This window comes from Zoogloea sp., from assembly GCF_041908905.1.
Classification (GTDB): Bacteria; Pseudomonadota; Gammaproteobacteria; order Burkholderiales; family Rhodocyclaceae; genus Zoogloea.
On the sequence record NZ_JAYREK010000010.1, the window covers coordinates 22,355 to 48,253 of the forward strand.

Below are 25,899 nucleotides of genomic sequence, written 5' to 3' on the forward strand. Positions count from 1 at the left end.
CACCCCCCCCCCGCGCCCCCCCCCCGCCGCCTTCCCCCCCGCCGGTTCCGGCATGCCCGCGCCCGCCCCCCCCCCCCCCCGCACCGGGTCGCGGTGCTGGTCACCGACCTCGACCACTTCAAACACGTCAACGACACCCTCGGCCACGCGGCCGGCGACCAGCTGCTGCTGGCGGTCGCCCAGCGCCTGCGCAGCGGCCTGCGCGACAGCGACCTGGTCGCCCGGGCCGGCGGCGACGAGTTCGTGATCGTGCTGAACGAGCTCGACGCCGCCGAGCTGCCCGAAGACACCGCCGAGCGGGTGCTCGGCAGCGTGGCCCGGCCCTTCGAGCTGGCGGGCCACCAATTCACCGTCACCCTGAGCATCGGCATCGCCGTCTATCCCCATGACGGCACCGACGGCGACACCCTCATCAAGAACGCCGACGCCGCCATGTACCTGGCCAAGGAGCGCGGCCGCAACCAGATCTGCTTCTTCGACCACGGCATCTCGTCGCGCTACAGCGAACGCCTCGAACTCGAGAGCCGCCTGCGCCGGGCCTTCGAGGCCGGCCAGCTGGCCCTCCACTACCAGCCCCAGGTGGACACCCTCTCCGGCGAGCTGATCGGCATGGAGGCCCTGATCCGCTGGCCCCAGCCCGACGGCAGCCTGGTGCCGCCCGACAGGTTCATCCCCATCGCCGAGGAGTGCGGCCTGATCGTGCCGATCGGCGCGTGGGTGCTGCGCGAGGCCTGCCGCCAGCAGCGGGCGTGGCTGCAGGAGGGCATCAGCCGGGTGCCGGTGGGCGTCAACCTGTCGGCCCGCCAGTTCGACGACGCCAACCTGCTGACCACCATCCAGGGCGCCCTCGCCGAGACCGGCCTGCCCCCCGCCTACCTCGACCTGGAGCTCACCGAGAGCCTGGTGATGGGCAACCCCGAGCACACCCGCCAGGTGCTGGCCGAATGCCGGCAGCTCGGCCTGCAGCTGTCGGTGGACGACTTCGGTACCGGCTACTCCAGCCTGTCCTACCTCAAGCGCTTCCCGATCGACCGGCTCAAGATCGACCGCTCCTTCATCGCCGACATCGTCACCGAACCCGACGACGACGCCATCGCCCAGACCATCATCGCGATGGCCCACACCCTGCGTCTCGAGGTGCTCGCCGAAGGCGTCGAGACCGAAGCCCAGCTCGCCCTGCTGCGCCGCTGGAACTGCGACGCCTACCAGGGCTACCTGTGCAGCCGGCCCCTCCCGGCGGACGAGATGACCCAGCTGCTGCGCCAGCTCCGCGCCACCCGCCAGGTCTCCCTGGCCAGCCTCTGACGCGACCGCCGCCAAGCATCGACATCGGTGCCCCAGGGGTGCAGCGGTGCTGCAAAAAGCATCGACGTCGATGCCTCAGGGGTGCAGCAGCGCTGCAAAAAGCATCGATGCCGGTGCTCCGGGGGTGCCGCGGCGCTGCACAAAGCATCAACGTCGGTGCTCCAGGGGTGCAGTAGCGCTGCAAAAAGCATCAATCTCGGCGCCCCCGGGGTGTAGCCGTGCTGCAAAAAGCATCGACGCTGGAGCCTTTACCGGCGTACGCGCCCCCCGGAGCGGCGAGGGCGGAACCTCGGGCCAGCCTCAAGCCCCTACAGCAGGGCCTTCAGCAGATACAGCGCCGCCATGCCCACCGCGATGGTGGCCAGCACGTTGCCGGTACGCCAGGCGACCAGCGCCGCCACCAGGGCCGCCCACGGCTTGGGGGCATGCAGCGCGAAGACCACCTCGCCGCCGTGGATGAACAGCTCGCTCGCCGCCAGCGCCGCAAAGCTCGCCGGCGCGATGTGGCGGCACAGGGCATGCACCCAGCGCGGCAGGCCGCGCCCCGCGACGAGGCCGATCATCGCGTAGCGGAACAGGAAGGTGAGCGCCCCCACCGCCACCAGCAGCAGCCCCAGCGTGGCGACGCTCATTCACGGGCCTCCCGCGCCACCGCCGCCCCGGCCAGCAGGCCCAGCACGATCGCCAGCACCAGCCCGAGCCGGAAGGGCAGCGCGGCCAGCGCCAGCACCGCCAGGGCCGCCACCAGCGCCGCGGCCTGGCCGGCGCGTTCCTTGACGAGCAGCGTGAGCAGCGCGATGAAGGTGAGCGGCACCGCGAAGTCGATGTCCCACTCCGGCGGAATCCGCGCCCCGAAGGCGATCCCCAGCGCCGTGGATAGCTGCCAGCAGCCCCATAGCGTGAGGCCGCAGCCGAGGAAGTACCAGTGGCGCAGGTCCGGCTCCGCCTGCTCCTGATCCGCTGCCTCCGGGCGCGTGTAGCGCAGGATCGCCACCGCGTAGGCCTCGTCGGTGAGCAGGTAGGCCAGCACCACCCGCCAGCGCCGCGGCAGGTGCCGCACATGCCCGGCCACCGAGGCGCTGTAGAGCAGGTGGCGCAGGTTGAGGAGCGCCGCCGTCAGCCCGATCGGCAGCGCTCCCGCGGCGGCGGACAGCATCTGCACGATCACCAGCTGGGCCGCCCCGGCGAACACCACCATCGAGGTGAGCTGGGCCAGCCACACCGGCATGCCCGCCGCCACCGCGCCAATGCCGTACAGCATGCCGAAGGGGATCACCCCCAGCTGCAGCGGCGCCTCGTCCCGGCAGCCGGCGAGGAACTCCTTCAGGCGCAGGCCCACGGCTCAGAACTTCTCCACCGGGCCCTTGCCACCACCGGCGCCGGCCCCCTCCGCCAGCCCCTTGGGCAGCTCCACCTCGCCGGTCTGGTCGAAATCGATGCCACCGAAGTTGCCGGTGACAAGGCGCCCGCTGAGGCGGTAATCCACCTTGTCGCGGCCCTTGCCGAGGGCCTTCCACTGCCGCAGCAGGCCGCCCAGCCCGGTGGTGGCGGTCACCTCCACCATCGCCTCGCCGAGGCGCGGAATGACCACCGGCTGGTTGCCGACGCCCTTCGCAAAGGGCTGGCCGTTGAGGTCCACCTTGAAGGTCAGCCCCTCGATGGCGATCTCGCTGGTGTTGGGGTTCATCACCCGCAGCGTCAGCAGGAAGCGCTGCTCCAGCAGGTTGCCGTCGAGCAGACGGATGTTGGCCACCGTGACCTCGGGCTTCTGCATCCCGAGGCGCAGCCCGGCGCAGCCGCCCAGGGCCGTCAGCCCCAGCATGGCCGCGGCAAGCCCCGCCAAACGGCGGCGGGAGGGGTTCAGCATGGTTTGTCCTCCGTGGGTTCGAGCAGGCGCAGCAGACTGGCGGTGTCGTCGCGGGCACCGCCGGTGGCCATCAGCGCGTTGAGCTGCTGCCAGGTCTGGGCCGCCACCGGCAAGGGTGCGCCCAGTTGGCGGGCCTCGTCCATCAGGATCGCGAAATCCTTGTGGTGCAGGCGGGCCTGGATGCCGGGCACGAAGTCGCGCCGGGCCATCCGCCCGCCCATCACGTCGAGCACCCGCGAGGCCGCCGAACCGCCCATCAGCGCCTCACGCACCTTGGCAAGGTCGAGGCCGTGGGCGCCGGCGAGGCGCATCGCCTCGGCCGAGGCCTGGATCGCGTTCACCATGATCATCTGGTTGCAGGCCTTGGCCACCTGGCCGGCGCCGGCGGCGCCGATGTGCACCACCGTCTTGCCCAGGCAGGCGAACAACGGGCGCACCTGCTCCAGCACCGCCGTCTCGCCGCCGGCCATGATCGCCAGCGTCGCGTCCCGGGCGCCCTGCTCGCCGCCCGACACCGGCGCGTCGAGCCAACCCACGCCCCGCTCGGCGTAGCGGGCCGCCAGCCGGCGCGCGGTGGCCGGCGCGATGGTGCTCATGTCCACATGCACCGCCCCCGGCGCGAAGCCCTCGATCAGCCCCGCGGGGCCGAGGGCCAGCTGCTCGACATCGGCGCTGGCGGTGATGATAGAGATCACCACCTCGCACCGGGCCGCCAGCTCGGCCGGCGTCGCGCACCACGCCGCGCCTTCGGCCCGCAGCGCCGCCGCCGACTCCGGCCGCCGCGCCCACACCGCCAGGGCGTGGCCGGCCGCCATCAGGTGGCGGGCCATGGGCAGGCCCATCACGCCCAGCCCGACGAATCCGATCTTCACCTCATTCTCCCGACAGGGCTTCGAGCAGCTTCAGCGCGGCGACGGAGTCCTCCTCGCCGAGGCCACTGCCGACCATCGCGTTGAAGAGCTGGGCGCTGGCCGCGCTGGTGGGCAGCATCAGGCCCAGGCGGTGGGCCTCCTGCAGCACGATGTTCATGTCCTTCTGGTGCATCCAGGCCTTGAAGCCGGGCTTGAAGTTGCGGTCGAGCATGCGCTGGCCGTGGTTTTCGAGGATGCGGCTGTAGGCAAAGCCGCCCAGCAGCGCCTCGCGCACGCGGCCGGCGTCGACGCCGCTCTTGCGGGCGAAGTTGAGCGCCTCGGCCACCGCCATCACGCCCACCCCGGTGAGGATCTGGTTGCAGGCCTTGGTCACCTGGCCGGCCCCCGAGCCGCCGATCAGCGTCACCGACTTGCCCATGCAGGCCAGCACCGGCTTGACCTTGTCGAAGGCCGCCGCGTCGCCGCCGACCATGATGGTCAGCCCGCCGCTGATCGCCCCCACCTCGCCGCCCGACACCGGCGCGTCGAGCATCGTGAGGCCCCGCTCGGCCAGCCGCGCGGCGATCGCCTGGGCCGCCGCCGGGGCGATGGTGCTCATGTCCACGAAGATCAGCCCGGGCCTGGCGCCCTCGGCCACCCCGCCGGCGCCCAGCGCCACCTGCTCCACGTCGGCCGCGTCGGAGACCATCGAGAACACCACGTCGCAGCCGGCCGCCACCTCCGCCGCGCTGGCGGCACCCTTCGCGCCGGCATCCAGCAGCGGCGCCATCGACTCGGCCCGCCGCGCCCACACGGTGAGGTCGAAACCGCCCTTGAGAATGTTGAGCGCCATCGGGCGCCCCATGATGCCCAGACCGACGAAACCGATTTTCATGGAATGTCCTTCATTGTGGGAAAGCCCGGCAGGGTAGCGGGCGCAGCGACGAGTGGGAAGTGGGGCGCGAGGTCAGAACACGGCCTCGACGGTCGACACCACGCGGCCGTCGGCGTCGAGCGTCTGGACGACGCCGGCCTCTTCAACGACGGCCGGATAGTCGCCGGCCAGTTCGTCGGGCAACTGGTGGAGGTGGCCGACGATCGCGGCCAGGTCGGCGCGGGACTTGAGAGGCTCGGCGCCGAAGGCATGCCAGGCCGGCGCCGGGTGCAGCGGCACGCCGCCATCCGCCGCCAGCGCCTTGACCAGCGCCGCGCCGGGGCCCGCGACGGTGCCGGAACGCTCGTCCCACTCGAACACCAGGGGCTCGACGCCGGGGTTTGCCGACAGGGGCTTGCAGTTGAAGGCGATCATGGTTTCCGGTGGAACGGCAGCCCGACGACGAATTCGAACGGAGCCCGGGCGTTAGTGTAGAACGCCTTTGACGCGCCTGCCGCGCCGCCGCCGAGACGTCCCACAGGCTACACTCGCGCACTTTCAGCCAGCAGCGGAGAGCACCCATGTCCTACGCCCCCTTCATCAAGGAGATCGGCCGCGGGCCGAAAGGCTCCAAGCCCCTCACCGCCGAGCAGGCGGAATCCCTCTTCGGCGACATGATGGACGGCCGCGTGCCCGACCTCGAGCTCGGCGCGATCATCCTGTCGATGCGCATCAAGGCCGAGAGCACCGACGAGCTGCTCGGCTTCCAGCGCGCCCTCGACGCCCGCTGCGCACGCCTCGCGGTGCCCGCCGGCCCACGCCTGGTGGTGCTGCCCACCTACAACGGCGCCCGCCGCCAGCCCAACCTGATGCCACTGGTGGCGCAGCTGCTGGCGCGCCAGGGCGTGCCGGTGCTGATCCAGGGCCGCCACGACTTCGACACCCGGGTCAGCCCCTTCGAGCTCCTCGCCGCGCTGGACATCACGCCCGCCGCCAGCCTCGCCGAGGCCGAGGCGCGCCTGGCATCCGACCATCTGGCCTGCCTGCCCCTCGGCCTGCTGGCCCCCGGCCTCGAACCCCTGCTCGCCCTGCGCCCGCGCCTCGGCGTGCGCAACAGCGCCCACACCCTCGCCAAGCTCCTCGACCCGGCCCCCGGCCACAGCGTGCGGGTGGTGTCGGTGACCCACCCCGAATACCTGGAACGGATGCACGCCCACCTGGTGGCCCAGGGCGGCGTCGCGCTGCTGCTGCGCGGCACCGAGGGCGAAGCCTTCGCCAACCCGCGCCGCCGGCCGCGCCTCGAGGCCTTCGCCCACGGCCGGGCCTGGGAGGCTTTCCCGGCCGAGGAAGGGGGCGCGCCGCCCCTGGGCAGCCTGCCCGACCAGCCCGAGGTGGCGGCCAACGCCGGGCTGATCCGCGCCATGCTGGACGGCAGCGTGCCCACGCCCCAGCCCATCCTCGACCAGGTCGCCGCCCTCGCCGAGCTGGCCCGCACCCCGCGCTGACCGCCCTCCGCCGACCGCCCGGCGGGCTCCCGTTGACCTTTGTGGCCTGTCTGCTTAACTGAATCAGGAAAGCATGCAATGCCACGATGACAACGGGAGACAGACCATGAGCAAGAAGGCACTGTGCATAGGCATCAACGACTACCCGGGCACCCAGAACGACCTCTCCGGCTGCGTCAATGACGCCAACGACTGGGCCGCCGCGCTGGCGGCGCGCAACTTCAGCGTCACCAAGCTGCTCGACGCCCAGGCCACCAAGGCGGCCATGGTGGGCGCCATCAGCGCGCTGGTGGGGGGCGCCGCCAAGGGCGACACGGTGGTCATCACCTACTCGGGCCACGGCACCTGGGTGCCCGACCAGAACGGCGACGAGCCCGACGGCCGCGACGAAGCCCTGTGCCCGTGGGACATCGGTGCGGGCAAGGTGCTCCTCGACGACGAGATCGGCGCACTGTTCGCCCACCGGGCCGCCGGCGTGCGCGTGCTGCTGATCTCCGACAGCTGCCACTCCGGCAGCGTCACCCGCGGCGACGACAGCGACCTCGACCCGGCCATGCCCCGCGCCCGCTTCCTGCCGCCCAGCGTGTGGATGACGGACGACGCACTGCCCTCCTCCCGCGTCGCCAGCCTGCCCACCGTCGGCGGGCTGTCGCGCAGCGGCGGCGACCTGCTGATGGCCGGCTGCCTCGACAGCCAGTTCAGCTGGGACACCCGCTTCAGGGGCCGCCCCAACGGTGCCTTCACCTACTACGCGCTGAAGACCCTCGCGACCCTGCCCGCCGGCGCCACCTACGCCGACTGGTTCAAGGCCATCACGCCCACCTACCTGCCCACCAACCAGCTGCCCCAGAACCCGCAACTCTTCGGCAGCCGCACGGCGCGCGCCTGGAAGGTGTTCGCCTGAAGGCCGCGCCGCGGGCGTCCGGCTGACCGGGACGCCCGCCCCCTGCTCCATCGGGCCGGCCGCCCGCGCGGTCGACCGCTCGCCGCACGCCCTCCGGGAGATCACCGTGTCTGCCACCCCGACCAGGCTCCGCCTGCCCGCCGCCGCGCCCTCCGGCGCGAGCCCCGCCACCCTCCCCGGCGTGCTGACGATGCCCGGCAGCCGCGCCGCCGGTGTCGCCCCCACCCCGCTGCTGGCCGACATCCTCACCCCGCTGCAGACCTGGCCCCTCGCCGGTACCCGCCGCAGTGAAGAGGCCCCCAGCCCGACCGCCGTCGATGCCGACAGCCGCCTGCTGGCCCTGGAGGCCACCGACGGCACCACGCTGTTCATCCGCGCCGACGAGCTGGCCGCCCGGCTGGGCCGCCTCGCCCTCACCCAGCCCGGCCTGATCGGCCCGGACGGCTCCGTCGACCTCGCGGCCTTCCGCCCCCGGGACGCGGCCAGCCGGGGGCTCGGCCAGTGGCTGTGGCGGCAGGTCACCGCCCTCGCCGTCAAGCCGGACGCACTCACCGACCTCGCCCGGGCCCGGGCCACCGAATGGCTGGGCGGCAAGGTCGAGGATCTCGCCGTGGCCGGCGCCTCCAGCCTGGGCGCCCGGGCCATCGTCTCGGTGATCGAGGAGCAGCTCGCCGGGCCGCCGGGGCTCTATCCCTGGTCCGGCGGCGCCATCGCCGAAAGCGAGCGGCTGGGCAGCGACGACCCGCGCCTCGTCGGGCTGGCAGGCCGGCCGGCGCTGGTCTTCATCCACGGCACCGGCTCCCACACCCTCGGCGGCTTCGGCGCCCTGCCCGGCAGCAAGGCCTGGGCCGACCTGCAAAAACAGTTCGGCGAGCACATCTACGGCTTCGAGCACCGCACCTTCTCCGAGAGCCCGGTGGACAACGCCCTGCAGCTCGTCGCGGTGCTGCCGGCGGGCGCGCGGCTGCACCTCGTCACCCACTCCCGCGGCGGGCTGGTGGGCGACCTGCTGTGCCTCGATACCAGCCCGGGCAACGGCCCGGCGCTCGACGGCCTGATCGCCGACTTCCGCCGCCGGCCGCGACCCGACGAAGCCGCCCGCGAACAGGCCGATCCGGCCCTCGCCCGCCAGCGCGAGGCGTGGGCGGCGGACGAACGCGCCAAGCTCGGCAAGCTCGCCGGCCTGCTGCGCAGCAAGGACATCCGGGTGGCGCGTTACGTGCGCGTCGGCTGCCCGGCCCGCGGCACCTCGCTGCTCACCGATAACCTCGACGTCTTCCTGTCCGGCCTGTTCGCGCTGGTCCGCAAGTTCGGCAGCCTGGGTGCCCAGGCGGCGGGCAGCGCCCTCGGCGGTCCCGGCGCCGGCGCCGCCGTGGCGGCGGCCACCGAGCGCGGGCTGCGCTTCCTCGGCCGGGTGATGATCGAGATCGCCGACAAGCGCGTCCAGGCCCACGCGCTGCCGGGCATCGAGGCGATGCTGCCGGACTCGCCCCTGGGCAGCCTGCTGGGCCGCGCGGCGGTCCAGCCCGGCCTCAAGATGGCCATCATCGCCGGTGACATCGAAGGCGGCGGCCTCCTCAAGCGCCTCGGCGTGATGTTCACCGACACGGTCTTCTTCGACCGGGGCGACAACGACCTGGTGGTGGACACCCGCTCGATGTACGGCGGCATCGCCTGGCAGGCCCAGGCCCGGGCGGTCTTCGTGCAGGGCGAGAACGTCAACCACTTCCGCTACTTCCGAGACGACACCGCCGCGCCCTCCGGCCTGCCCCTGCCCCGCGCGCTGCAGGGCTGGCTCGCCGCCGACGACCCCACCCGCCTCGCCGACTGGGAAACCCCCGCCATCGCCGAACCCGAGCCCGTCTCCGCCGGCCCCGGCCGGGGTGTCGGGCCGGCCCCGGTGGTGTTCCTGCTGCCCGGCATCATGGGCAGCCGCCTTGAGGCCGACGGCGAGCGCATCTGGCTCGACCCGCTGCGCCTCGCCGGCGGCGGGCTCAAGCGCATCGCCATCGACAGCAAGGCCAAGGTGCCGGCCCGGGACGGGCTGGTGGACCTGGCCTACGGCAACCTGAGCCGCTACCTCCAGCGCTCCCACCAGGTGCTGGAGCACCCCTACGATTGGCGCAAGCCTCTCGGCGAGCTTGGTGCGGCCTTTGCCCGGCGCCTCGACCGGGCCCTCGACGACAACCCGGACCAACCCGTGCGCATCCTCGCCCACAGCATGGGCGGGCTGGTGGTGCGCGCCGCCCTGGCCGCCCGACCGGGCCTGTGGGACAAGTTCATCGCCCGCGACGGCAACCGGCTGGTGATGCTGGGCACCCCCAACCGCGGCTCGCACCTCTTCGTCGAGACCCTGCTGGGCCAGTCCGACACCATCCGCACCCTGGCCCGGCTCGATCTCGCCCAAGGGCTGCAGGAAGTCCTCGACATCGTCGCCGGCTTCCCCGGCGCCCTGCAGCTGCTGCCGGCGCCCGGCTTCATCGACACCGACGGCCGCCCGCCGCGGGCCTTCTACGAGCGCGCCACCTGGGACGCCCTGGCCGCCATCAACGACGACTTCTGGTTCGGCAAGGCCCTCTGCGGGCGGCCCAGCCAGGCCCGGCTGGAGGAAGCCCGCGCCGGCTGGGACGCCATCGCCGACACCCGCTGGGTCGGCCAGGCCCCCGAACGCATCGCCTACGTGTTCGGCCAGGCCGACAACACCCCCTGCGGCGTGCTGGAACAAACCCGCGGCGGCAAGCCCACCGGCCTGGTGATGCGCGGCACGCCCCAGGGCGACGGCTCGGTGACCTGGGCCGGCGGCGACCTGCCCGGCCTGCCCGCCGAACGCAAGTGGCTGATGCCCGTCGACCACATGGGCCTCGCCAGCACCCGCCGCTACTTTGAAGAGATCGAGGCGCTCCTCGCCAGCGGCAGCCCGCGCACCCTGGGCCGCCTGCCGGCCACCCGCGGCGACGCCGCTGCCGAGGTGCGCAGCTACCGCGCCGGCCCGCCGGAGGGCTACCCGTCGGCGCCCGAAGCCACCGCGCGCATCCTCGGCGGCCGCCTGCGCCCGGTGGTCCGCCGCCCGCGCGGCAACGAGATCCAGGTCGCGGTGCAGGCGATGGATCTGCGCTTCCTGCAGCAACCGGTGCTGTGCGGCCACTACCGGGGCGATCCGATCGCCGCCGCCGAGGGCGTCATCGACCGTCACCTCGTGAACGGCGCCCTCAGCCACCGCCAGCGCCTGGGCATCCACTCGGGCGAGCTGGGCAACGCCACCATCGTGCTGATGCCGCGCACCCCCGAGGAGCGCCGCCGCCACAGTGGGCGCGGCGCGGTGATCGTCGGACTGGGCGAGATGGGCCACCTCGACGCCGACGGCGTCACCCAGGCGGTGCGCGCCGGGGTGCTGCGCTACCTGCTGCACGCCTCAGACCGCCACGTCGAGGAATGCCTGGAGCAGCCCGACGCGCCGGCCGGCGGCCCCGCCGCGGTCGCCGACGGCCTGCTGCGCCTCAGCCTCGCCAGCCTGCTGATCGGCAGCAACTCCGCCGCCGGGCTCGACGTGGCCGACGCCACCCGGGCGATCACCCTCGGCGTGCTGCAGGCCAACCGGGAGTTCGACCAGGGCGCCGAGCGCCGCAACGCCCGGCGGGCGATCGTCGCCGAGCTGACCTTCGTCGAGGTCTATCTCGACACCGCCATCGCCGCGGCCCGCGCCGTGCAGGGCCTGGGCGGCCGCCTCGAGGCCGAGCTCAAGCGCCTCGGCTACACCCTCAAGCCGGCCGCCACCCTGACCCGCGGCGCCGGCTTCCGCCAGCGCCTGCAGGCCGCCCCGTTCACCGACTACTGGCCGCGCCTGGTGGTCTGCGACGCCGACGCCGACGCCTCCACCTGCGGGCCGGACTGCATCGCCCCGCGGGTCCAGCTGCCCATCCCGCGGGACGCCCTGCGCCGCATCCTCAGCCTCTACGGCCATGCCGACGAGGTGCGCGACGGCCGCCTGCCCATCCCCACCGGCCTCGACGTGGCACCCACCACCCACTACGCCGAGCGCATCAAGTTCATCTACATGGGCGAGCGGGCGCGGGCGGAGAGCATTGTCCAGCAACGCCAGCCGGGCCTCGTCGAGACCTTCACCCGCAGCGCCCTGAGCGGGCCCGACAGCACCGCCTACTCCCGCGAGCGGGGCTTCGGCAGCACCCTCTTCCAGCTGCTGGTGCCCTCCGAATTCAAGGCCGCCGCCCGCAAGACGAGCAACCTGATCCTGATGGTGGACGAGGCCACCGCCAACCTGCCCTGGGAGATGCTCGAGACCGACGGCGCGCCGATGGTCGAGAACACCCGGGTCATCCGCCAGTTCATCACCCCGCGCTTCCGCCGCGAGGTGGTGCGCACCGACGGACTGACCGCCTGCATCATCGCCGACCCCGGCACCGAGGGCTTCCACGCCCAGTTCGGCGGCCCCGACTGGCGCCCCCGCAGCGGCCCGGACGGCCAGCCGGAGGCCGACAGCCTGGCCGACCTGCCGGGCTCCGCCCAGGAAGGCGAAGCCATCCGCGGCATCCTCGAGGGCGCCGGCTACCAGATCGCCTACGCCCCGCCGGAGAGCCGCGCCGCCGACGTATTCACCCGGCTCTTCGCCCAGCCCTGCCGGGTGCTCGCCATCACGGCCCACGGCATCTTCGGGCGCAAGGCCGCCGACGGGAGCTACCGCAGCGGCGTGGTGCTCTCCGACGGCCTGCTGCTCTCCGCCGCCGAGATCGGGCTGATGGAGACGGTGCCCGACCTCGTCTTCCTCAACTGCTGCCACCTCGGCAAGGTCGGCCCCGAGATCGGCGCCGGCAGCAACCGGCTCGCCTACAGCCTGTCCCGCGAGCTGATCGAAATGGGCGTGCGCTGCGTGGTGGCCGCCGGCTGGGAAGTCCGCGACGACGCCGGCCAGACCTTCGCCGAAGTGTTCTTCGAGCAGATGGCGGTTGCCGGGGCCAGCTTCGGCAACGCCATCCACACCGCCCGCCGGGTCGCCCGCGAACGCTACCCCGACTGCAACACCTGGGGCGCCTACCAGGCCTATGGCGACCCCGCCTTCACGCTGCGCACCCAGCCCCCCGAGGCCGCCGACGACCAGCCCCTGATGACGCCGGAAGAGCTGATGGACTGGCTCGAGCAGCGGCGCCTGGCCCTCCGGCTGCCCGACGGACTGGCGCGCCGCGAGGCCGGCTTCAAGGCCCTCAACGCCCAGGTCAGCAGGCGGCTGGGCAAGGTCGAGGCCGGGTGGGCCGCCCTCCCGGAGGTCCAGCAGGCGATCGGCTACCTCTACGCCGAGCTCGGCCCGGAAGGCTTCGAGGCCGCCCGGCAGGCCCTGCTGCGTGCCGTGGCCGGCGACGCCGGGCTGGGGCGCGTCGGGATCGGATCGATCGAGAAGCTGGCCAACATCGAGGCCCGCCAGGCCGAGGCGCTGGCCCGCGACCGGCAGCCGGGCGCGCTGGCGATGGCCGAAGACGCGGTGGCCCGCATGGAGGCCCTGGTGCGCCTGGGCAGCCCGTCCCCCAGCGGCCTGCAGCCCGGCGCCACCACCGGCAGCCCGCCGAACCTGGAGCGCCTGGCCGTGCTGGGCAGCACCTACAAGCGCAAGGCCTTCGTCCAGCTCCTCGGCGGACAGGCCTGGCCCGCCATCGAGCCGACGCTGGCCCTGGCGCGGGACGCCTACGCCCAGGTCGCCGGCGACCCCGACGCCCCGGGCTGGGATCCCTACGGCCTCATCAACCGGCTGCAGCTGGATGCCCTGCTCGGCGATGCGCCGGCCGACCCCGGCCTGATCGCCCGCTGCCAGGACGCCGCGCTCCGCCGCTTCCGCCAGAGCGGGGACTTCTTCGACGCGGTCAAACCCGCGGATGCCAGCCTCGCCCTGTGGCTATCGGACACGGAAAGCCTGGGCGCGGACCCCAGCGCGGCGCTTTACAGGCGCTACCTGGAGGCGGTGAGCACACTCTCGCGCTCGGCCCTGCAGTTCGATTCGGTGGTCGCCCAGTTGCAGCTGCTGGCGGTTTTCCTGCGCTGCCGCGATGCCGCCGACCCGCGCGGCGCGGTGCTCGACAAGCTCGCCGGGCAGTTGGGCGCGACGCCCGCCCCGGAGACGGTGACGGAGGATGCGCCCGGCCCCGCCCCGGAAGCGCCGGAGCCCGGCTGAACAGACGGCGGCGGGACTCCGCCAGCCGCAACACCGGGCCAACCCGGACGGAGCACCGGGGCGGAACAGGGTGCGGCACATGGGGAGCCGCCGGCCGCAGTTGCCGGCGCCCCAAAGGACAACGCCGGGCACAGGGCCCGGCGTTGGTGTTCTGGCAGCGGCCGGGAGCGGAACCCGCCGGCGCGGCGATAATCTGATGGAACCCACCGGAACCAGGCGGACGGCCTGCCCCGGTCGGCCCCTGCGGGCGGTTCAGCCCAGCTTGGCGTTCACGAAGTCGACCAGCGAACCGACCGACGCGAAGGTCGAGCCGTCGATCTCGTCGTCTTCGACGGCAAAGCCGAAACGCTCTTCGAGCAAGTTGATCAAACCCACCACAGCCATCGAATCGAGATCCGGCAGCGCCCCCAGCAGTTGGGTGTCTAGATCAAACTGGGCCGATGCTCCCCCAAGATTCAGAACCTCGTCGAGAATCGACAGCACTTCCTTCTTCGTATCCAAAACTCACTCCAGTTGGTAAGACCAAGTAAATGCCCCGCCTCATGTCGGCGGCCGAGCATCGCAAGCACGCAAAGCAAGCGGCCTCATTATAAGCGACACGGTGGCAATCGGAACCCCGATATGCACGAACGGTTACGCCCGGGCAGCCAGCGCCGGACGGGCAGCCAGCGCCGGACGGGCAGCCCATCAGCTTACTCCGGCCAGGCCGTGCACCGGTGACGAAGGTCTCGCCCGGACACAAATTTCTCCGACTCGGCGTCCGGTTTCGCATCCGGCGGGTGCATGACTCGCGGCAGCCTGCGCTAAACTCGCATTCGACATGCCGGAGGTGGCTACAGGCTGCCCGGTGCCCCAACCATTCGACTGCCGACCCATGCTCAACACCACGCTCCTTCACCAGCTCATCACGGCCTCGGCCGAGCGCTCGCCCGACGCCCCCGCCCTCACCGCCGGCAAGACCAGCCTCAGCTACCGCGAGCTGGACGAACAGGTCGCCGGCATCGCCTCCGGGCTGATCGGCCTGGGCCTCGAACGGGGCGAGCGGGTCGGCATCTTCCTCGACAAGCGCGCCGAGACCGTCGTCGCCAGCTTCGCCGCGGCGCGGGCCGGCGGCGTGTTCGTGCCGGTCAACCCCATCCTCAAGCCCGAGCAGGTGGGCCACATCCTGCGCGACTGCAACGCCCGGGTGCTGATCACCTCGCCCGAGCGCCTGCCGCTGCTCGCCGAAACCCTCGGCCACTGCCACGACCTGCGCCACGTGATCCTCACCGGCCCGCTTGCCAAACCGGTCGAGCTGGCCGGCACCGGCCTCGGCCAGTGGGCCGACCTGCTCGCCGCCCCGCCGCGGGCCGGCCACCGGGTGATCGACAACGACATGCTGGCCATCCTGTACACCTCGGGCAGCACCGGGCGCCCCAAGGGCGTGGTGCTGTCCCACCGCAACATGGTGGCCGGCGCCAAGAGCGTCGCCAGCTACCTGGGCAACAACCCCGACGACACCCTGCTCGCCGCCCTGCCCCTCTCCTTCGACGCCGGTTTCTCCCAGCTCACCACCGCCTTCCACAGCGGCGCCCGGGTGGTGCTGATTAACTACCTGCTGCCCCAGGACGTGCTGAAGGCCGTCGTGCGCGAAAAGGTCACCGGCCTCACCGCGGTGCCGCCGCTGTACATCCAGCTGGCCCAGCTCAACTGGCCCGAGACGGTCACCGATCACCTGCGCTATTTCGCCAACACCGGCGGGCGCATGCCCCTCGAGACCCTCAAGGCCCTGCGCGCCCAACTGCCGCGCACCAAGCCTTTCCTGATGTACGGCCTCACCGAAGCCTTCCGGGCCACCTACCTGCCCCCCGAACAGGCCGACATCCGCCCCGACTCCATCGGCAAGGCGATCCCCAACGCCGAGGTGCTGGTGCTCCGCGAGGACGGCACCGAGTGCAGCGCCAACGAGCCGGGCGAACTCGTCCAGCGCGGCGCCCACGTGGCGATGGGCTACTGGAACGACCCCGAAAAAACCGCCGAGCGCTTCAAGCCGCTGCCCGACAGCGCCCCCGGCCGCCAGCCCGGCCTGGTGCTGCCCGAGATCGCCGTGTTCTCGGGCGACACCGTGCGCCGCGACGAAGAAGGCTACCTGTATTTCATCGGGCGCCGCGACGAGATGATGAAGACCTCCGGCTACCGGGTGAGCCCCACCGAGGTCGAGGAGATCCTCTACGCCACCCAGATGGTCGGTGAATGCGTCGCCTTCGGTGTCGCCCACGACACCCTCGGGCAGGCCATCTGCGTGATCGCCACCCCCCGCGAAGGCCACACCCTCGACGCCGCCGCCCTGCTCGCCGAGTGCAAGCAGCGCATGCCGGCCTACATGGTGCCGAGCACCATCGCGCTGCGCGACGGCCCGCTGCCCCGCAACCCCAACGGCAAGATCGACCGCAAGACCCTGTCCACCGAATTCCAGCAAGCCCAGGGGGCCCAATGACCACCACCTCCCGCGAAAAACCGGTCCATGCCCCCATGGACCAGTTCCAGAGCGCCGGCCGCGAGCTGCTGATCGGCGGCGTCCCCCTCGAGCGCCTCGTCGACCGGGTCGGCCAGACGCCTTTCTACGCCTACGACCGGGCGCTCCTGACCCGCCGCGTCGCCGAGCTGCGGGCCGCGCTGCCCGCCGGCATCAAGCTCCACTACGCGATGAAGGCCAACCCGATGCCGGCCCTGGTCGGCCACATGGCCCGCCTTGTCGACGGCATCGACGTGGCCTCCGGCGGCGAGCTGCGGGTCGCCCTCGACAGCGGCGCCGACCCCCACGAGATCAGCTTCGCCGGCCCCGGCAAGCGCCACGGCGAGCTGCGCCAGGCCGTCGCCGCCGGCATCCTGATCAACATCGAATCCTTCCGCGAGGTGGCCGAACTCGGCGCCATCCGCCAGGCCACCGGCTGGCCGGTGCGGGTGGCGGTGCGGGTCAACCCCGACTTCGAGCTGAAGGGCTCCGGCATGAAGATGGGCGGCGGGCCCAAGCAGTTCGGCGTCGACGCCGAAGAGGTGCCCGCGCTGCTTGCCGAGATCGGCAGGGCCGGCCTCGCCTTCGAGGGCTTCCACCTCTTCGCCGGCTCCCAGAACCTGCGCCCCGAGGCCATCGTCGAAGCCCAGCGCAAGAGCTTCGAGCTGGCCCTGCGCCTCGCCGAAAGCGCCCCCTCGCCGGTCAAGTTCCTCAACCTCGGCGGCGGCTTCGGCATCCCCTACTTCCCCGGCGAACAGCGCCTCGACCTCGGCCCCATCGCCGCCAACCTCGCCGCGATCGCCGCCGAGGCCCGCGAGAAGCTGCCCCAGGCCGAGATCGTCATCGAGCTGGGCCGCTACCTGGTGGGCGAAGCCGGCGTCTATGTGTGCAAGATCACCGACCGCAAGGTGTCCCGCGGCCACGCCTACCTGGTCTGCGACGGCGGCCTGCACCATCACCTGTCGGCCTCCGGCAACTTCGGGCAGGTGATCCGCAAGAACTACCCGGTGGCCATCGGCAACCGCATGGACCAGCCCGCCGCCGAAGCCGTGTCGGTGGTCGGCCCGCTGTGCACGCCCCTCGACCTCCTCGCCGACAAGATGGCCCTTCCCGACGCCGGGCCGGGTGATCTGGTGGTGGTCTTCCAGTCCGGCGCCTACGGCGCGACCGCCAGCCCGCGCGGCTTCCTCAGCCAGCCCGACCTCGTCGAGGTGCTGGTCTGAGAACAGGCGCCTGACAATGCAAAAAGCCTTCCGGCGCTGGGTCGGAAGGCTTTTTTGTGGGGCCGGCGCCTGGCCGATCCGGCGCCTTGCACGGATGCCGCTGCACGACGGCATCGGCCGCCCGGGCAGGCACTCTGGGCAGCCCGCGCCGCCGGGAAATCAGAAGAAGTAGTCGTCCGGCAGGACTTCCACCTGCAGGTCGTTGTCCTTCGCGAAATTGCGGAGGAAGTTGTAGGCCAGCGGCTCGATGTCGTGGATCTTGCCATCCACCAGCACCGTCTTGTCGCCGCGCAGGTTGCAGGCCGGGCGGACGTAGGGCGAATAGGTCATGCGGTGGTCGGCCCCGAAGACCGACATGATCCCGCACAGACGATCGGCCCAGTCGCTCGGCCGGAAAGTCCGTCCGTCACTGGTGCGCCCAACGATCACGAAGTTCTCTATTTTTTGAATCATGTGCGATGTCGGAAAGTCGCGGGTCGGCAAACCCGTTTGAAAGCCATCGCGCGGCAGAGCTCCCCCAATGCCGGCGGCCGCCCGGATTCTAGCAGGAAACCAAGGCCCCCAACTCAGCTTTGCGCCCACCGGCCCGCCGGCGAAAAGCCGCGTCACGCCTGACGAAACAGGGTTCCACCACCCGCACGAAATACCGCTTCTGGAAGGCCGCCGACCGCCCTCAGGCCGCGGCGCCCTCGGTCAGGATCTCCTCCAGCCGCCGCACCCCGGGCCCGGCCCCGTCCGGGTCGGCGACCACGCAATACAGCTGCACGAAACGCTCCTCGGCGCCCCCCAGGGGTAGCACCTTCAGTTGCCCGGCCGCCAGCTCGGCGCGGATGCGCGCCTCCGGATACCACGCGAAACCCTGCCCCGCGCAGGCCGCGGCGATCGACATGCCCATGCTGCTGAAGGTCCAGCGCTGCTCCACCTCGACCGTGGTGGTGCGCCGGTCGCGGCTGGCGCTGGTGGCGCGCACCGGCAGGTGGCGGTGGGCACGCAGGTCGCCCTCGCGCAGGGGGCGGCCGAGGCGATGGAGCGGATGCGCCGGGTGGGCCACCGCCAGCAGGCGCACGTTGAAGAGCGGGCGGCCGAGGAAGCCCGGCGGCACGGTGGGCGTCACCGCGATGTCGGCCTGGCCGCCGAGCAGCGCCTCGCCGGTGCCGCCCAGCACTGACTCGATCACCTCGACGCGGGTCCGCGGCGCCTCGGCGCCGAAGCGGGCCAGCGCGCCCAGCAGCCTGTCGGGCGGGTACAGCACCTCGGCCGCCAGCCCGATCTCGGCCTCCCAGCCCGCCGACAGCTTGCGCGCCGCCTGCTCGAGGTCGCCCGCCTCGCCCAGCAGCGCCAGCGCCCGGCGGTAGAGCATGTGCCCGGTGGGCGTCAGGACGGCCTTGCGGCCCTGGATCTCGAAGGCCTGCAGGCCGAGCTGCGCCTCGATCTTCTGCACCGCGTAGCTCACCGCCGACTGGCTCTTGTGCAGGGCCTCGGCAGCCTGGGCGTAACCGCCGGCCTCGACGACCGCGACGAGGGCGCGCCATTGTTCGAGGGAGATGTGGGGGACCGGCCGGACAATCGCATTCATATCTAAAAATCAGATCATTTAAAGCGGATTTTTGCGCTTTTTTATCTCTCGGGCAAATTGTTTAATGACATCACCCCCACCCAACCAGGAGTCTGCAATGAGCACCGTCCTCAAGATCAACGCCAGCCTGTTTGCCGCCAACGGCCAGTCCAGCCAGCTCGCCGAGCGCTTCGTCGCCGCCTGGCAGGCCAGCCACCCGGGCGCCCGCGTCGTCGAGCGCGACCTCACCACCCATCCGGTGCCCCACCTCGACGCCGCCCGCTTCACGGCCTTCCTGGTCCAGCCCGAGGCACGCAGCGCCGAACAGCAGGCGGTGGTGGCGTTCTCCGACGCCCTGATCGCCGAACTCCGCGCCGCCGACGTGATCGTGCTCGGCCTGCCGATGTACAACTTCGGCATCCCGTCCCAGCTGAAGGCCTACTTCGACCACCTCGCCCGCGCCGGCGTCACCTTCCGCTACACCGCCAACGGCCCCGAGGGCCTCGTCACCGGCAAGAAGGCCTACGTACTGGCCGCCCGCGGCGGCGTCTATGCCGGCACGCCCAAGGACAGCCAGACCGCCTACGTGCGCGACTTCCTCGCCTTCATCGGCATCACCGACGTGGAATTCGTCTACGCCGAGGGCCTCAACATGGGCGACGAGAGCAAGCACGCCGCCCTCGCCCGGGCCCACCAGGCCATCGCCGACCTCACCGCCTGAAACCGGAGACCACCATGACCTCACGCAGCCTCTCGCGGATCATCCCGTCCATCCCCGTCTCCGACGGGGCCGGCGTCAAGCTGCGGCGAAGCCTCGGGCAGAGCCAGGGCTTGCGCCTCGACCCCTTCCTGATGCTCGACGAGTTCGCCTCAGACAACCCCGACGACTACATCGCCGGCTTCCCGCCCCACCCGCACCGGGGCTTCGAGACGGTCACCTACATGCTGGCCGGCGAGTTCGAGCACCGCGACCACCTGGGCAACACCGGCCACCTGCGCGGCGGCGGCGCCCAGTGGATGACCGCCGGGCGCGGCATCATCCACTCCGAGATGCCGCTCCAGGAGCAGGGTCGCCTGCACGGCTTCCAGTTCTGGATCAACCTGCCGGCCAGCGAAAAGATGAAGCCCGCCAGCTACCGCGACATCGAGCCCGAGGACATCCCCGAACGCAAAATCGCCGGCGGGCGGGTGCGGGTGATCGCCGGCGCCTTCGATACCGGTGACGGCGCCGCGCTGCCCGGGCCGATCCAGGGCCTGTCCACCGCGCCGCTGTTCCTCGACCTGCGGCTGGAGGCCGGCGCGCGGGTCAGCCAGCAGCTGCCGGCGGGCCACAACGCCTTTTTGTACCCGTACGCGGGCAGCCTGTCGGTGATCTCCGGCGACGGCGCCCAGCCGCTGCCCACCCGGCAGGCCGGCGTGCTGTCGGACGGCGAGCGGGTCGAGCTCGAGGCCGGCCCCGACGGCTGCGGCGTGCTGCTGCTCTCCGCCCGCCCGCTGGGCGAGCCGGTGGTGCAGTACGGGCCCTTCGTGATGAACACCCGCGAGGAGATCGAGCAGGCCCTCGACGACTACCGGGCCGGCACGCTGGCCTGAACCCCGGGTGTCAGATCCTTCCGGGCCGGGCGTGCGGAAATGGTCTAAGCTGACTCATCCACCGCAACGGGGAGCAGACCATGGCCGGTTTTGAAAACTACGCCCAGGACACCCGGGACATCGAGCTGGAGATCGAGCGCCGGGGCGTCGCCCTCGGCATCGACTGGCACAACGAGGAGCAGGTGCGCGCGCTGGCGCGGGAGGCCCTGACCTACCCGGCCAGCGAAATCACGATGCTGGCCGACAAGCCGGACTACACCAAGCTGGCCAAGCTGGAGCTGTTCGGCCTCGCCAGCCTGATGCTGCGCACCATGCAGGAGAGCGCCGAGACCGGCTTCGAGAGCCACGGCGGCGACGCCTGGAAGGCCTTCGCCCGCGCCCTGTGGGCCGAACGCCGGCAGCTGCCGCCGGCATGACGGGCCCGGGCGCGCCGGAGCCACCGCAGGCCGACGCCCCAAAGCGGAAAGGCCGCTCCCCGAGCGGCCTTCCCTTCACAACCCGCGACAACCCGAGGGCTCTTACAGCGCCCAGGAATACCCCACGCTCAGCATCTGCTCGCGCATGTGCAGGTTCGCCTCGCCGCCGCCGAAGGCCGCCGGGATCGAGCCGTTGCCCGACACCGTCACCTTGGGCGCGTACAGGTAGGCCAGGCTCCACTCGCCACCGCCGGCCGTCCTGTAGCTGCCGCCCAGGCTGTAGTGGTTGCGCACCACGCCCGGCGCCAGGATGTTGAAGAAGGTCTGGCTGGCCGGCACCGGCTGCTGCACGCGGCTCGCGCCGGCACGCAGGGTCAGGCGGTCGTCGTAGGCATACACGGCGCCGAGCTTCACCACCGACACGTCATTCCAGCCGAAACCCGCGCCGCCGTCGCTGCCCAGGGCGCCGCCGGCAAACAGGCGCTGCATCGGGTTGCCCACCGACTTCACGCTGCTGTACTCGATGCGCTGCCAGTCCGCCGCCAGGGTCAGCGCCGGGCTCGCCTGCCAGGCCAGGCCGAGGCCGTAGCTCGCCGGGATGTCGAACCCGCCGCCGCCTTCGAAGAGGCCCTTGTAGCGGTCGAACTCGCTCATCTCGATGCGCGACGACCAGCTGGCGCCGAGCCGCAGGCTGGGCAGCACCTGGCCGATCCAGCCCAGCTTGACGCCGAGGCCGGTGGAGCTGTCGTGGCCGCGATCGGTGACCGAGCCGGGATTGGCCGACATCCCCTCGAAGGCCCCCAGGCCCCTGGCCGCAAAACGCTGGTAGGCGAAGGTCAGCGCGGCGCCGAAGGCGTGGTCCCGGACCGGGCGGAAGGCCACCGACGGGGTGACGAAGACCTGCGCCAGGTCGATGCCGGCCTTGCCGGTCGAGCCGAAGGCCCCGAACGGGTTGCGCTTGTAGTCGGTGTTCATGCCCCCGTTGCCATACACGGCCACGCCCCAGGCGAGGTCCGACGACAGCTGCCGGGCATAGCCGAGCTCGGGAATCAGGAAGTTGTGGGTTTCGTTGCCCGAATAGTTGCCGTCGGCGCCAAAGCCATTGCCCCGGATCGTCGCCCCGCGGTCGGGCCGGAACAGGCTGACGCCCAGATCGAGGCGGTTGCCGACGAACAGGTAGCCGGCCGGGTTGCTCGCCGCCGTCAGACCGTCCTGGGGCAAGGCGATCGAGACGCCCGCCACGCCGATGCTGCGGACGCCGTAGCCGTGGGAAAAATAGCCGTTGGTGGCGAAGCTGGAGAGCGGCCAGCCGAGGGCCGCGAGGCCGGTGGCCACGAGGGCCGTGCGAAGACTCATCTGATGATTCCCTGGGGGTGGATTTTTTGTATTGGTCGCGAAGCGCGAAAAAAAAGCCACTCGACGAGTGGCTTTTTTGAAAATCTGTGGTCGGGGAAAGAGGATTCGAACCTCCGGCCCCTGCGTCCCGAACGCAGTGCTCTACCAGGCTGAGCTATTCCCCGACTCGGGCCTGAAGGTCTTTAAAACCCTTCAAGCCATTTTCCGACAACCTCTTGTTTTCTTGGCTGCCGTGGAAAGACCGCTATTATTCACGAACTCAGCGGAAAGTGCAAGATCTTCGGCGCACTTCTTTGCGCGGGCTCCCGCAGGAGCCGGCGACGGGGTCGATCAGGCCCGCTTGAGGTTCGGATGGGTCGCGGCGACTTCGTCGTGCTCCCACTCCTTGACGGTTTCCGACAGCAGGCGCGCCTTCTCGTGGGCGTCCGGCGCGTGGTGATGCTCGCGCTCGAAAGCCTCCAACGCGTCGTGACAAGCCTCGGCCTTCGAGTGTGCATGGGTATGGGGCATGATGAACCTTCCTTTTGAACAACACAGAGATCGGTACTCGGCGCATAGAAATGCTGCACCGCACAAACCATTCTACTGATCATCCGGAACCGCCCGCAAGCCTCTTCCGCACCGCAACAAAACTGATGTTTATTTTTTCTCGGCAAGGCCGCCCCAAAACGGACCCGCTGCAATACCATCAAGCGTATTTCACACACGGCACGAAACCGGTCGCCTGATGCCACCAGGCATGCGGCCGGCAGACTGGTGAAAAAATGCCCCTCACCGCACTTTGCCGGATGAGCATGAGGTTCATCGCGGTCCTCATGGCGATCCTGTCGGTCGGCCCGGCCGTGGCCAACGCCGGGGATACCGGCTCGCCCCGCACTCCGGCCCAGCGCAGCCTGCGCGTGATCAGCGACGACAACTACCCGCCCTACCTCTTCCGCAACGCCGACGGGGAGGTCGAGGGGTATCTGGTCGACCTGTGGCGCCTCTGGGAGCGCAAGACGGGCGTACCGGTGACCCTCACCGCCACCAACTGGGCGGAGGCCCAGCGGACGATCGCCGAGGGGCGCGCCGACGTGATCGACATGATCTACCGCACCCCCCAGCGCGAGCCCTTCTACGAGTTCTCCGCGCCCTACGCCGATCTGCCGGTCGCCATCTACACCCACACCACCATCGGCGGCATCAGCGGCGTGAGCACCCTCAAGGGCTTCCAGATCGGCGTGCAGGCCGGCGACGCCTGCATCGACCAGCTGGCCAACCACGGCATCACCACCGTCGTCGCCTACCCCAACTACACTGCGTTGCTGGCCGCGGCCGGGCGTCACGAGATCAAGCTCTTCTGCCTCGACGAATACCCCGCCAACTACTACCTCTACCAGCGCCACGCCCAGGGCGACTTCCGCAAGGCCTTCGAGTTCTACCGGGGCGAGTCGCGGCGGGCCACCCGCAAGGGCGACCTCGAAACACTGCGGCGCGTCGAAGAGGGCATGCGCCTCATCCGCCCCGAAGAAGACGCCGCGCTGCGCGAGAAGTGGTTCGGCACACCCCTCGACCTCGGCGCCTACGGCCGCTACATCGGCTGGGGCCTGCTGGCGGCAGCGGGCGCGGCGCTGCTGCTGGCGATCCTGAGCGTGGCGCTGCGGCGGCAGGTCGCCCACAAGACGCAGACCCTCAACACCGCGCTGACCGAACTGCGCGCGGCCCACGCCGCCACCACCGAGGCCGAGCAGAGCCTCGCCGCCACCCTGCGGGCGATCCCCGACATGTTGTTCGAGTTCGACACCGGCGGGCACTACATGAACGTGTTCGCCAGCCGGAGCGATCTCCTCGTCGCCGCGCCCGCCGAACTCATCGGCAAGCACCTCTCGGAGGTCATGCCGGGCCAGGCGGCGCAGACCGTCATCGCGGCCATCCAGGCCGCCGCCGCCCGCGGCCACGACTACGGCCGCACCGTGTGCCTGGCCCTGGGCAACGGCACCGAGCACTGGTTCGAGCTCTCGGCCACCCTCAAGCAGACGCGCGGCGGCGAAGCCCGGGTGCTGGTGCTGTCCCGCGACATCACCGAGCGGCGCGAGGCGGAGCGGGCGATCCTCGCCGCCCGGGAAGCCGCCCTCGTCGCCGAGAGCAACCGCCACTTCCGGGCGCTCTTCGAGGCGGCCCCGGTGGCCCTCGCTTACTGCCAGGGCGAGCGGATCGAAGCCATCAACCAGTGCTTCATCGAACTCTTCGGCTATCGGCCGGCGGACATCCCGACATTGGCCGAGTGGTGGCTGCGGGCCTACCCCGACCCCGACTACCGCCGGCTGGTGCGCCAGACCTGGGACGCCGCCATCGCCCGGGCGGCGGCGAGCGACGGCCGGCTCGAGGGACTCGAGTACTGCGTCACCGGCAAGGGCAGCGAGAAGCGCAACATGATCATCGGTGGGCAGCTGCTCGGCGACGGGTTCATCGCCACCTTCATCGACATCACCCTGATCCGCGAGACCGAGGCCACCCTGAAGCGCGCCAAGGAGGCCGCCGACGCCGCCAACCTGGCCAAGAGCTCCTTCCTGGCCAACATGAGCCACGAGATCAGGACCCCGATGAACGCCATCCTCGGCTACACCCGCACCCTCCGGCGCGGCAACCTGCTGCCCGAGCAGGTCGACCGCCTCGACAAGATCGAGGACGCGGGCCATCACCTGCTGGCGGTGATCAACGACATCCTCGACATCTCAAAGATAGAGGCCGGCAAGCTGGTCCTCGAGCGCACCGGCTTTCACATCGGCTCGATCATCGACTACGTGCGCTCCCTGATCGCCGAGGCGGCCGAAGCCAAGGGGCTGGCGCTGACCGTCGATTACGACGACGTGCCCGTCTACCTGCTCGGCGACCCGACCCGCCTGCGCCAGGGCCTGCTCAACTTTGCCAGCAACGCGGTCAAGTTCACCGCCGCCGGCAGCGTCGCGCTGCGGGTCCGCCTGGAAGCCCGGGAAGCCGACCACGTGCGGGTGCGCTTCGAAGTCGAGGACACCGGCATCGGCATCGCGCCCGACGAGGTGCAGGATCTCTTCCAGGCCTTCCGGCAGGTCGATGCCTCGACCACCCGCAAGTACGGCGGCACCGGCCTCGGCCTGGCCATCACCCAACGGCTGGCCCGGCTGATGGGCGGCGATGCCGGCGTCGACAGCACGCCGGGCGCGGGCAGCCGGTTCTGGTTCACGGCGCGCCTGGACGTCGGCACCGCGCCAGCCGAGGACACCCCGGCGGACGTGTCAGGCACCGAAGCGCAGATCCGCAGCCTGCACGCGGGCAAGCACATCCTGCTGGTCGAAGACGACGCGGTGAACCAGGAGGTGGCCCTCGAGCTGCTGAGCGAGACGGGGCTCGAGATCGAACTCGCCGGCAACGGCCGGATCGCCCTCGACAAGGCCAGGGAGCGTGACTACGCGCTGATCCTGATGGACATGCAGATGCCCGAGATGGGCGGGCTCGAAGCCACCCGCCTGATCCGCGAGCTCCCGGCCCACCGCCTGACCCCCATCATCGCCATGACCGCCAACGCCTTCGACGAGGACAAGGAGCGCTGCCTCGCGGCGGGCATGAACGACTTCGTCGCCAAGCCGGTGGAACCCGAGCTCCTGTTTGCAACCCTGGCCCGCTGGCTGGGCCGGCCCCACTAGCAGCCCGTCGGGGCCGGGCCGACTCCGCCGGACCTGCCGGGCCGCTGTCCGGCCCGCCCCGGGCTGTCCGGCGGGCGGGCAATAGAACTTCCCGTCACCCCCGAGCGAGTGGCGAGGCC

The 25,899-nt window shown here is 71.3% G+C and carries 21 protein-coding genes and 1 tRNA gene; 10 read left to right on the forward strand and 12 right to left on the reverse strand.

Translation table 11 applies throughout. The features are described from left to right. Positions 1-1,305, forward strand: a 1,305-nt coding sequence (locus ACE3OU_RS08020; RefSeq protein ID WP_374241028.1) for a putative bifunctional diguanylate cyclase/phosphodiesterase, incomplete at its 5' end; no start/stop codon positions are given. Positions 1,306-1,613: 308 nt separating this feature from the next. Here the strand turns inward: ACE3OU_RS08020 and ACE3OU_RS08025 are convergent. The 6 genes from ACE3OU_RS08025 to ACE3OU_RS08050 all read right to left on the reverse strand — a co-directional run bounded on the left by ACE3OU_RS08025 (position 1,614) and on the right by ACE3OU_RS08050 (position 5,332). Further along, positions 1,614-1,937 carry an AzlD domain-containing protein gene (locus ACE3OU_RS08025; protein WP_374241029.1) on the reverse strand — a complete coding sequence of 108 codons (324 nt, stop codon included), beginning with the start codon at positions 1,935-1,937 and terminating at the stop codon, positions 1,614-1,616. Further along, complete coding sequence (locus tag ACE3OU_RS08030; RefSeq protein WP_374241030.1) at positions 1,934-2,644, reverse strand: AzlC family ABC transporter permease; 711 nt, start codon at positions 2,642-2,644, stop codon at positions 1,934-1,936. Before ACE3OU_RS08030 ends, ACE3OU_RS08025 begins: the two co-directional genes overlap by 4 nt. A 3-nt stretch (positions 2,645-2,647) precedes the next feature. After that, positions 2,648-3,172, reverse strand: a complete 525-nt coding sequence (locus ACE3OU_RS08035) for an LEA type 2 family protein (protein WP_374241031.1) — start codon at positions 3,170-3,172, stop codon at positions 2,648-2,650. Then, complete coding sequence (locus ACE3OU_RS08040) at positions 3,166-4,044, reverse strand: NAD(P)-dependent oxidoreductase (RefSeq protein WP_374241032.1); 879 nt, start codon at positions 4,042-4,044, stop codon at positions 3,166-3,168. The genes ACE3OU_RS08035 and ACE3OU_RS08040 overlap by 7 nt, the downstream gene beginning before the upstream one ends. Position 4,045: 1 nt before the next feature. Further along, positions 4,046-4,918: an NAD(P)-dependent oxidoreductase gene (locus ACE3OU_RS08045; RefSeq protein ID WP_374241033.1), complete on the reverse strand. Its 873-nt coding sequence runs from the start codon at positions 4,916-4,918 to the stop codon at positions 4,046-4,048. A 72-nt stretch (positions 4,919-4,990) separates the two neighbouring features. Further along, the gene (locus ACE3OU_RS08050; RefSeq protein ID WP_374241034.1) at positions 4,991-5,332 is read right to left on the reverse strand and encodes a hypothetical protein; all 342 of its coding nucleotides are present in this window, start codon (positions 5,330-5,332) and stop codon (positions 4,991-4,993) included. Positions 5,333-5,478: 146 nt separating this feature from the next. Here ACE3OU_RS08050 and ybiB point away from each other — a divergent pair, with 146 nt between their 5' ends. The 3 genes from ybiB (at position 5,479) to ACE3OU_RS08065 (ending at position 13,481) form a co-directional block, all read left to right on the forward strand. Then, positions 5,479-6,402 (forward strand): DNA-binding protein YbiB, encoded by a 924-nt coding sequence (gene ybiB / locus ACE3OU_RS08055; RefSeq protein WP_374241035.1) that lies wholly within the window; start codon positions 5,479-5,481, stop codon positions 6,400-6,402. Between the two features lie 106 nt (positions 6,403-6,508). Further along, positions 6,509-7,306, forward strand: coding sequence for a caspase domain-containing protein (locus ACE3OU_RS08060; protein ID WP_374241036.1), 798 nt, complete (start codon positions 6,509-6,511; stop codon positions 7,304-7,306). Positions 7,307-7,412: 106 nt separating this feature from the next. Further along, positions 7,413-13,481, forward strand: a complete 6,069-nt coding sequence (locus ACE3OU_RS08065) for a CHAT domain-containing protein (protein WP_374241037.1) — start codon at positions 7,413-7,415, stop codon at positions 13,479-13,481. A 252-nt stretch (positions 13,482-13,733) separates the two neighbouring features. On the opposite strand, the gene ACE3OU_RS08070 is transcribed toward ACE3OU_RS08065, so the two are convergent. Continuing rightward, positions 13,734-13,982, reverse strand: coding sequence for an acyl carrier protein (locus tag ACE3OU_RS08070; protein ID WP_298601019.1), 249 nt, complete (start codon positions 13,980-13,982; stop codon positions 13,734-13,736). Positions 13,983-14,355: 373 nt separating this feature from the next. Between ACE3OU_RS08070 and ACE3OU_RS08075 the strand changes: the two genes are divergently transcribed. Next, the gene (locus tag ACE3OU_RS08075; RefSeq protein ID WP_374241038.1) at positions 14,356-15,957 is read left to right on the forward strand and encodes an acyl-CoA ligase (AMP-forming), exosortase A system-associated; all 1,602 of its coding nucleotides are present in this window, start codon (positions 14,356-14,358) and stop codon (positions 15,955-15,957) included. Further along, complete coding sequence (locus tag ACE3OU_RS08080; protein ID WP_374241039.1) at positions 15,954-17,198, forward strand: pyridoxal-dependent decarboxylase, exosortase A system-associated; 1,245 nt, start codon at positions 15,954-15,956, stop codon at positions 17,196-17,198. Before ACE3OU_RS08075 ends, ACE3OU_RS08080 begins: the two co-directional genes overlap by 4 nt. A 159-nt stretch (positions 17,199-17,357) precedes the next feature. Here ACE3OU_RS08080 and ACE3OU_RS08085 read toward each other — a convergent pair whose 3' ends face one another. Together ACE3OU_RS08085 and ACE3OU_RS08090 are read right to left on the reverse strand one after the other, a co-directional pair. Continuing rightward, positions 17,358-17,651 (reverse strand): DUF3579 domain-containing protein, encoded by a 294-nt coding sequence (locus ACE3OU_RS08085; protein WP_141349051.1) that lies wholly within the window; start codon positions 17,649-17,651, stop codon positions 17,358-17,360. 220 nt (positions 17,652-17,871) lie between these two features. Continuing rightward, on the reverse strand, positions 17,872-18,774 hold the full coding sequence (locus tag ACE3OU_RS08090) for a LysR family transcriptional regulator (RefSeq protein ID WP_374241040.1): 903 nt from the start codon (positions 18,772-18,774) through the stop codon (positions 17,872-17,874). Between the two features lie 97 nt (positions 18,775-18,871). Between ACE3OU_RS08090 and ACE3OU_RS08095 the strand changes: the two genes are divergently transcribed. The 3 genes from ACE3OU_RS08095 to ACE3OU_RS08105 all read left to right on the forward strand — a co-directional run bounded on the left by ACE3OU_RS08095 (position 18,872) and on the right by ACE3OU_RS08105 (position 20,762). Next, positions 18,872-19,474 (forward strand): FMN-dependent NADH-azoreductase, encoded by a 603-nt coding sequence (locus tag ACE3OU_RS08095; RefSeq protein ID WP_374241041.1) that lies wholly within the window; start codon positions 18,872-18,874, stop codon positions 19,472-19,474. Positions 19,475-19,488: 14 nt separating this feature from the next. Continuing rightward, positions 19,489-20,346 (forward strand): pirin family protein, encoded by an 858-nt coding sequence (locus ACE3OU_RS08100; RefSeq protein WP_374241042.1) that lies wholly within the window; start codon positions 19,489-19,491, stop codon positions 20,344-20,346. Positions 20,347-20,426: 80 nt separating this feature from the next. Beyond that, a complete protein-coding gene (locus ACE3OU_RS08105) occupies positions 20,427-20,762 on the forward strand; it encodes a hypothetical protein (RefSeq protein WP_374241043.1) in 336 nt (111 codons plus the stop codon). A gap of 102 nt (positions 20,763-20,864) precedes the next feature. Here the strand turns inward: ACE3OU_RS08105 and ACE3OU_RS08110 are convergent, their stop codons facing one another. The 3 genes from ACE3OU_RS08110 to ACE3OU_RS08120 all read right to left on the reverse strand — a co-directional run bounded on the left by ACE3OU_RS08110 (position 20,865) and on the right by ACE3OU_RS08120 (position 22,628). Next, on the reverse strand, positions 20,865-22,118 hold the full coding sequence (locus ACE3OU_RS08110) for an OmpP1/FadL family transporter (RefSeq protein ID WP_374241044.1): 1,254 nt from the start codon (positions 22,116-22,118) through the stop codon (positions 20,865-20,867). Between the two features lie 87 nt (positions 22,119-22,205). Beyond that, positions 22,206-22,282: transfer RNA gene (locus ACE3OU_RS08115), tRNA-Pro, on the reverse strand. Between the two features lie 166 nt (positions 22,283-22,448). Continuing rightward, entirely contained in the window at positions 22,449-22,628 is a 180-nt protein-coding gene (locus ACE3OU_RS08120; protein WP_374241045.1) for a hypothetical protein, read from the reverse strand. Positions 22,629-22,912: 284 nt separating this feature from the next. Between ACE3OU_RS08120 and ACE3OU_RS08125 the strand changes: the two genes are divergently transcribed. Beyond that, positions 22,913-25,780: an ATP-binding protein gene (locus tag ACE3OU_RS08125; protein ID WP_374241046.1), complete on the forward strand. Its 2,868-nt coding sequence runs from the start codon at positions 22,913-22,915 to the stop codon at positions 25,778-25,780. Positions 25,781-25,899 lie beyond the last annotated feature (119 nt).

Coding starts and splice junctions, on each gene's coding strand:
- ACE3OU_RS08025 (WP_374241029.1), bottom strand. CDS start 1,937: ATGAGCGTCGCCACGCTGGGGCTGCTGCTGGTGGCGGTGGGGGCGCTC.
- ACE3OU_RS08035 (WP_374241031.1), bottom strand. CDS start 3,172: ATGCTGAACCCCTCCCGCCGCCGTTTGGCGGGGCTTGCCGCGGCCATG.
- ACE3OU_RS08045 (WP_374241033.1), bottom strand. CDS start 4,918: ATGAAAATCGGTTTCGTCGGTCTGGGCATCATGGGGCGCCCGATGGCG.
- ACE3OU_RS08050 (WP_374241034.1), bottom strand. CDS start 5,332: ATGATCGCCTTCAACTGCAAGCCCCTGTCGGCAAACCCCGGCGTCGAG.
- ybiB (WP_374241035.1), top strand. CDS start 5,479: ATGTCCTACGCCCCCTTCATCAAGGAGATCGGCCGCGGGCCGAAAGGC.
- ACE3OU_RS08060 (WP_374241036.1), top strand. CDS start 6,509: ATGAGCAAGAAGGCACTGTGCATAGGCATCAACGACTACCCGGGCACC.
- ACE3OU_RS08075 (WP_374241038.1), top strand. CDS start 14,356: ATGCTCAACACCACGCTCCTTCACCAGCTCATCACGGCCTCGGCCGAG.
- ACE3OU_RS08080 (WP_374241039.1), top strand. CDS start 15,954: ATGACCACCACCTCCCGCGAAAAACCGGTCCATGCCCCCATGGACCAG.
- ACE3OU_RS08085 (WP_141349051.1), bottom strand. CDS start 17,651: ATGATTCAAAAAATAGAGAACTTCGTGATCGTTGGGCGCACCAGTGAC.
- ACE3OU_RS08090 (WP_374241040.1), bottom strand. CDS start 18,774: ATGAATGCGATTGTCCGGCCGGTCCCCCACATCTCCCTCGAACAATGG.
- ACE3OU_RS08095 (WP_374241041.1), top strand. CDS start 18,872: ATGAGCACCGTCCTCAAGATCAACGCCAGCCTGTTTGCCGCCAACGGC.
- ACE3OU_RS08100 (WP_374241042.1), top strand. CDS start 19,489: ATGACCTCACGCAGCCTCTCGCGGATCATCCCGTCCATCCCCGTCTCC.
- ACE3OU_RS08105 (WP_374241043.1), top strand. CDS start 20,427: ATGGCCGGTTTTGAAAACTACGCCCAGGACACCCGGGACATCGAGCTG.
- ACE3OU_RS08110 (WP_374241044.1), bottom strand. CDS start 22,118: ATGAGTCTTCGCACGGCCCTCGTGGCCACCGGCCTCGCGGCCCTCGGC.
- ACE3OU_RS08120 (WP_374241045.1), bottom strand. CDS start 22,628: ATGCCCCATACCCATGCACACTCGAAGGCCGAGGCTTGTCACGACGCG.
- ACE3OU_RS08125 (WP_374241046.1), top strand. CDS start 22,913: ATGAGGTTCATCGCGGTCCTCATGGCGATCCTGTCGGTCGGCCCGGCC.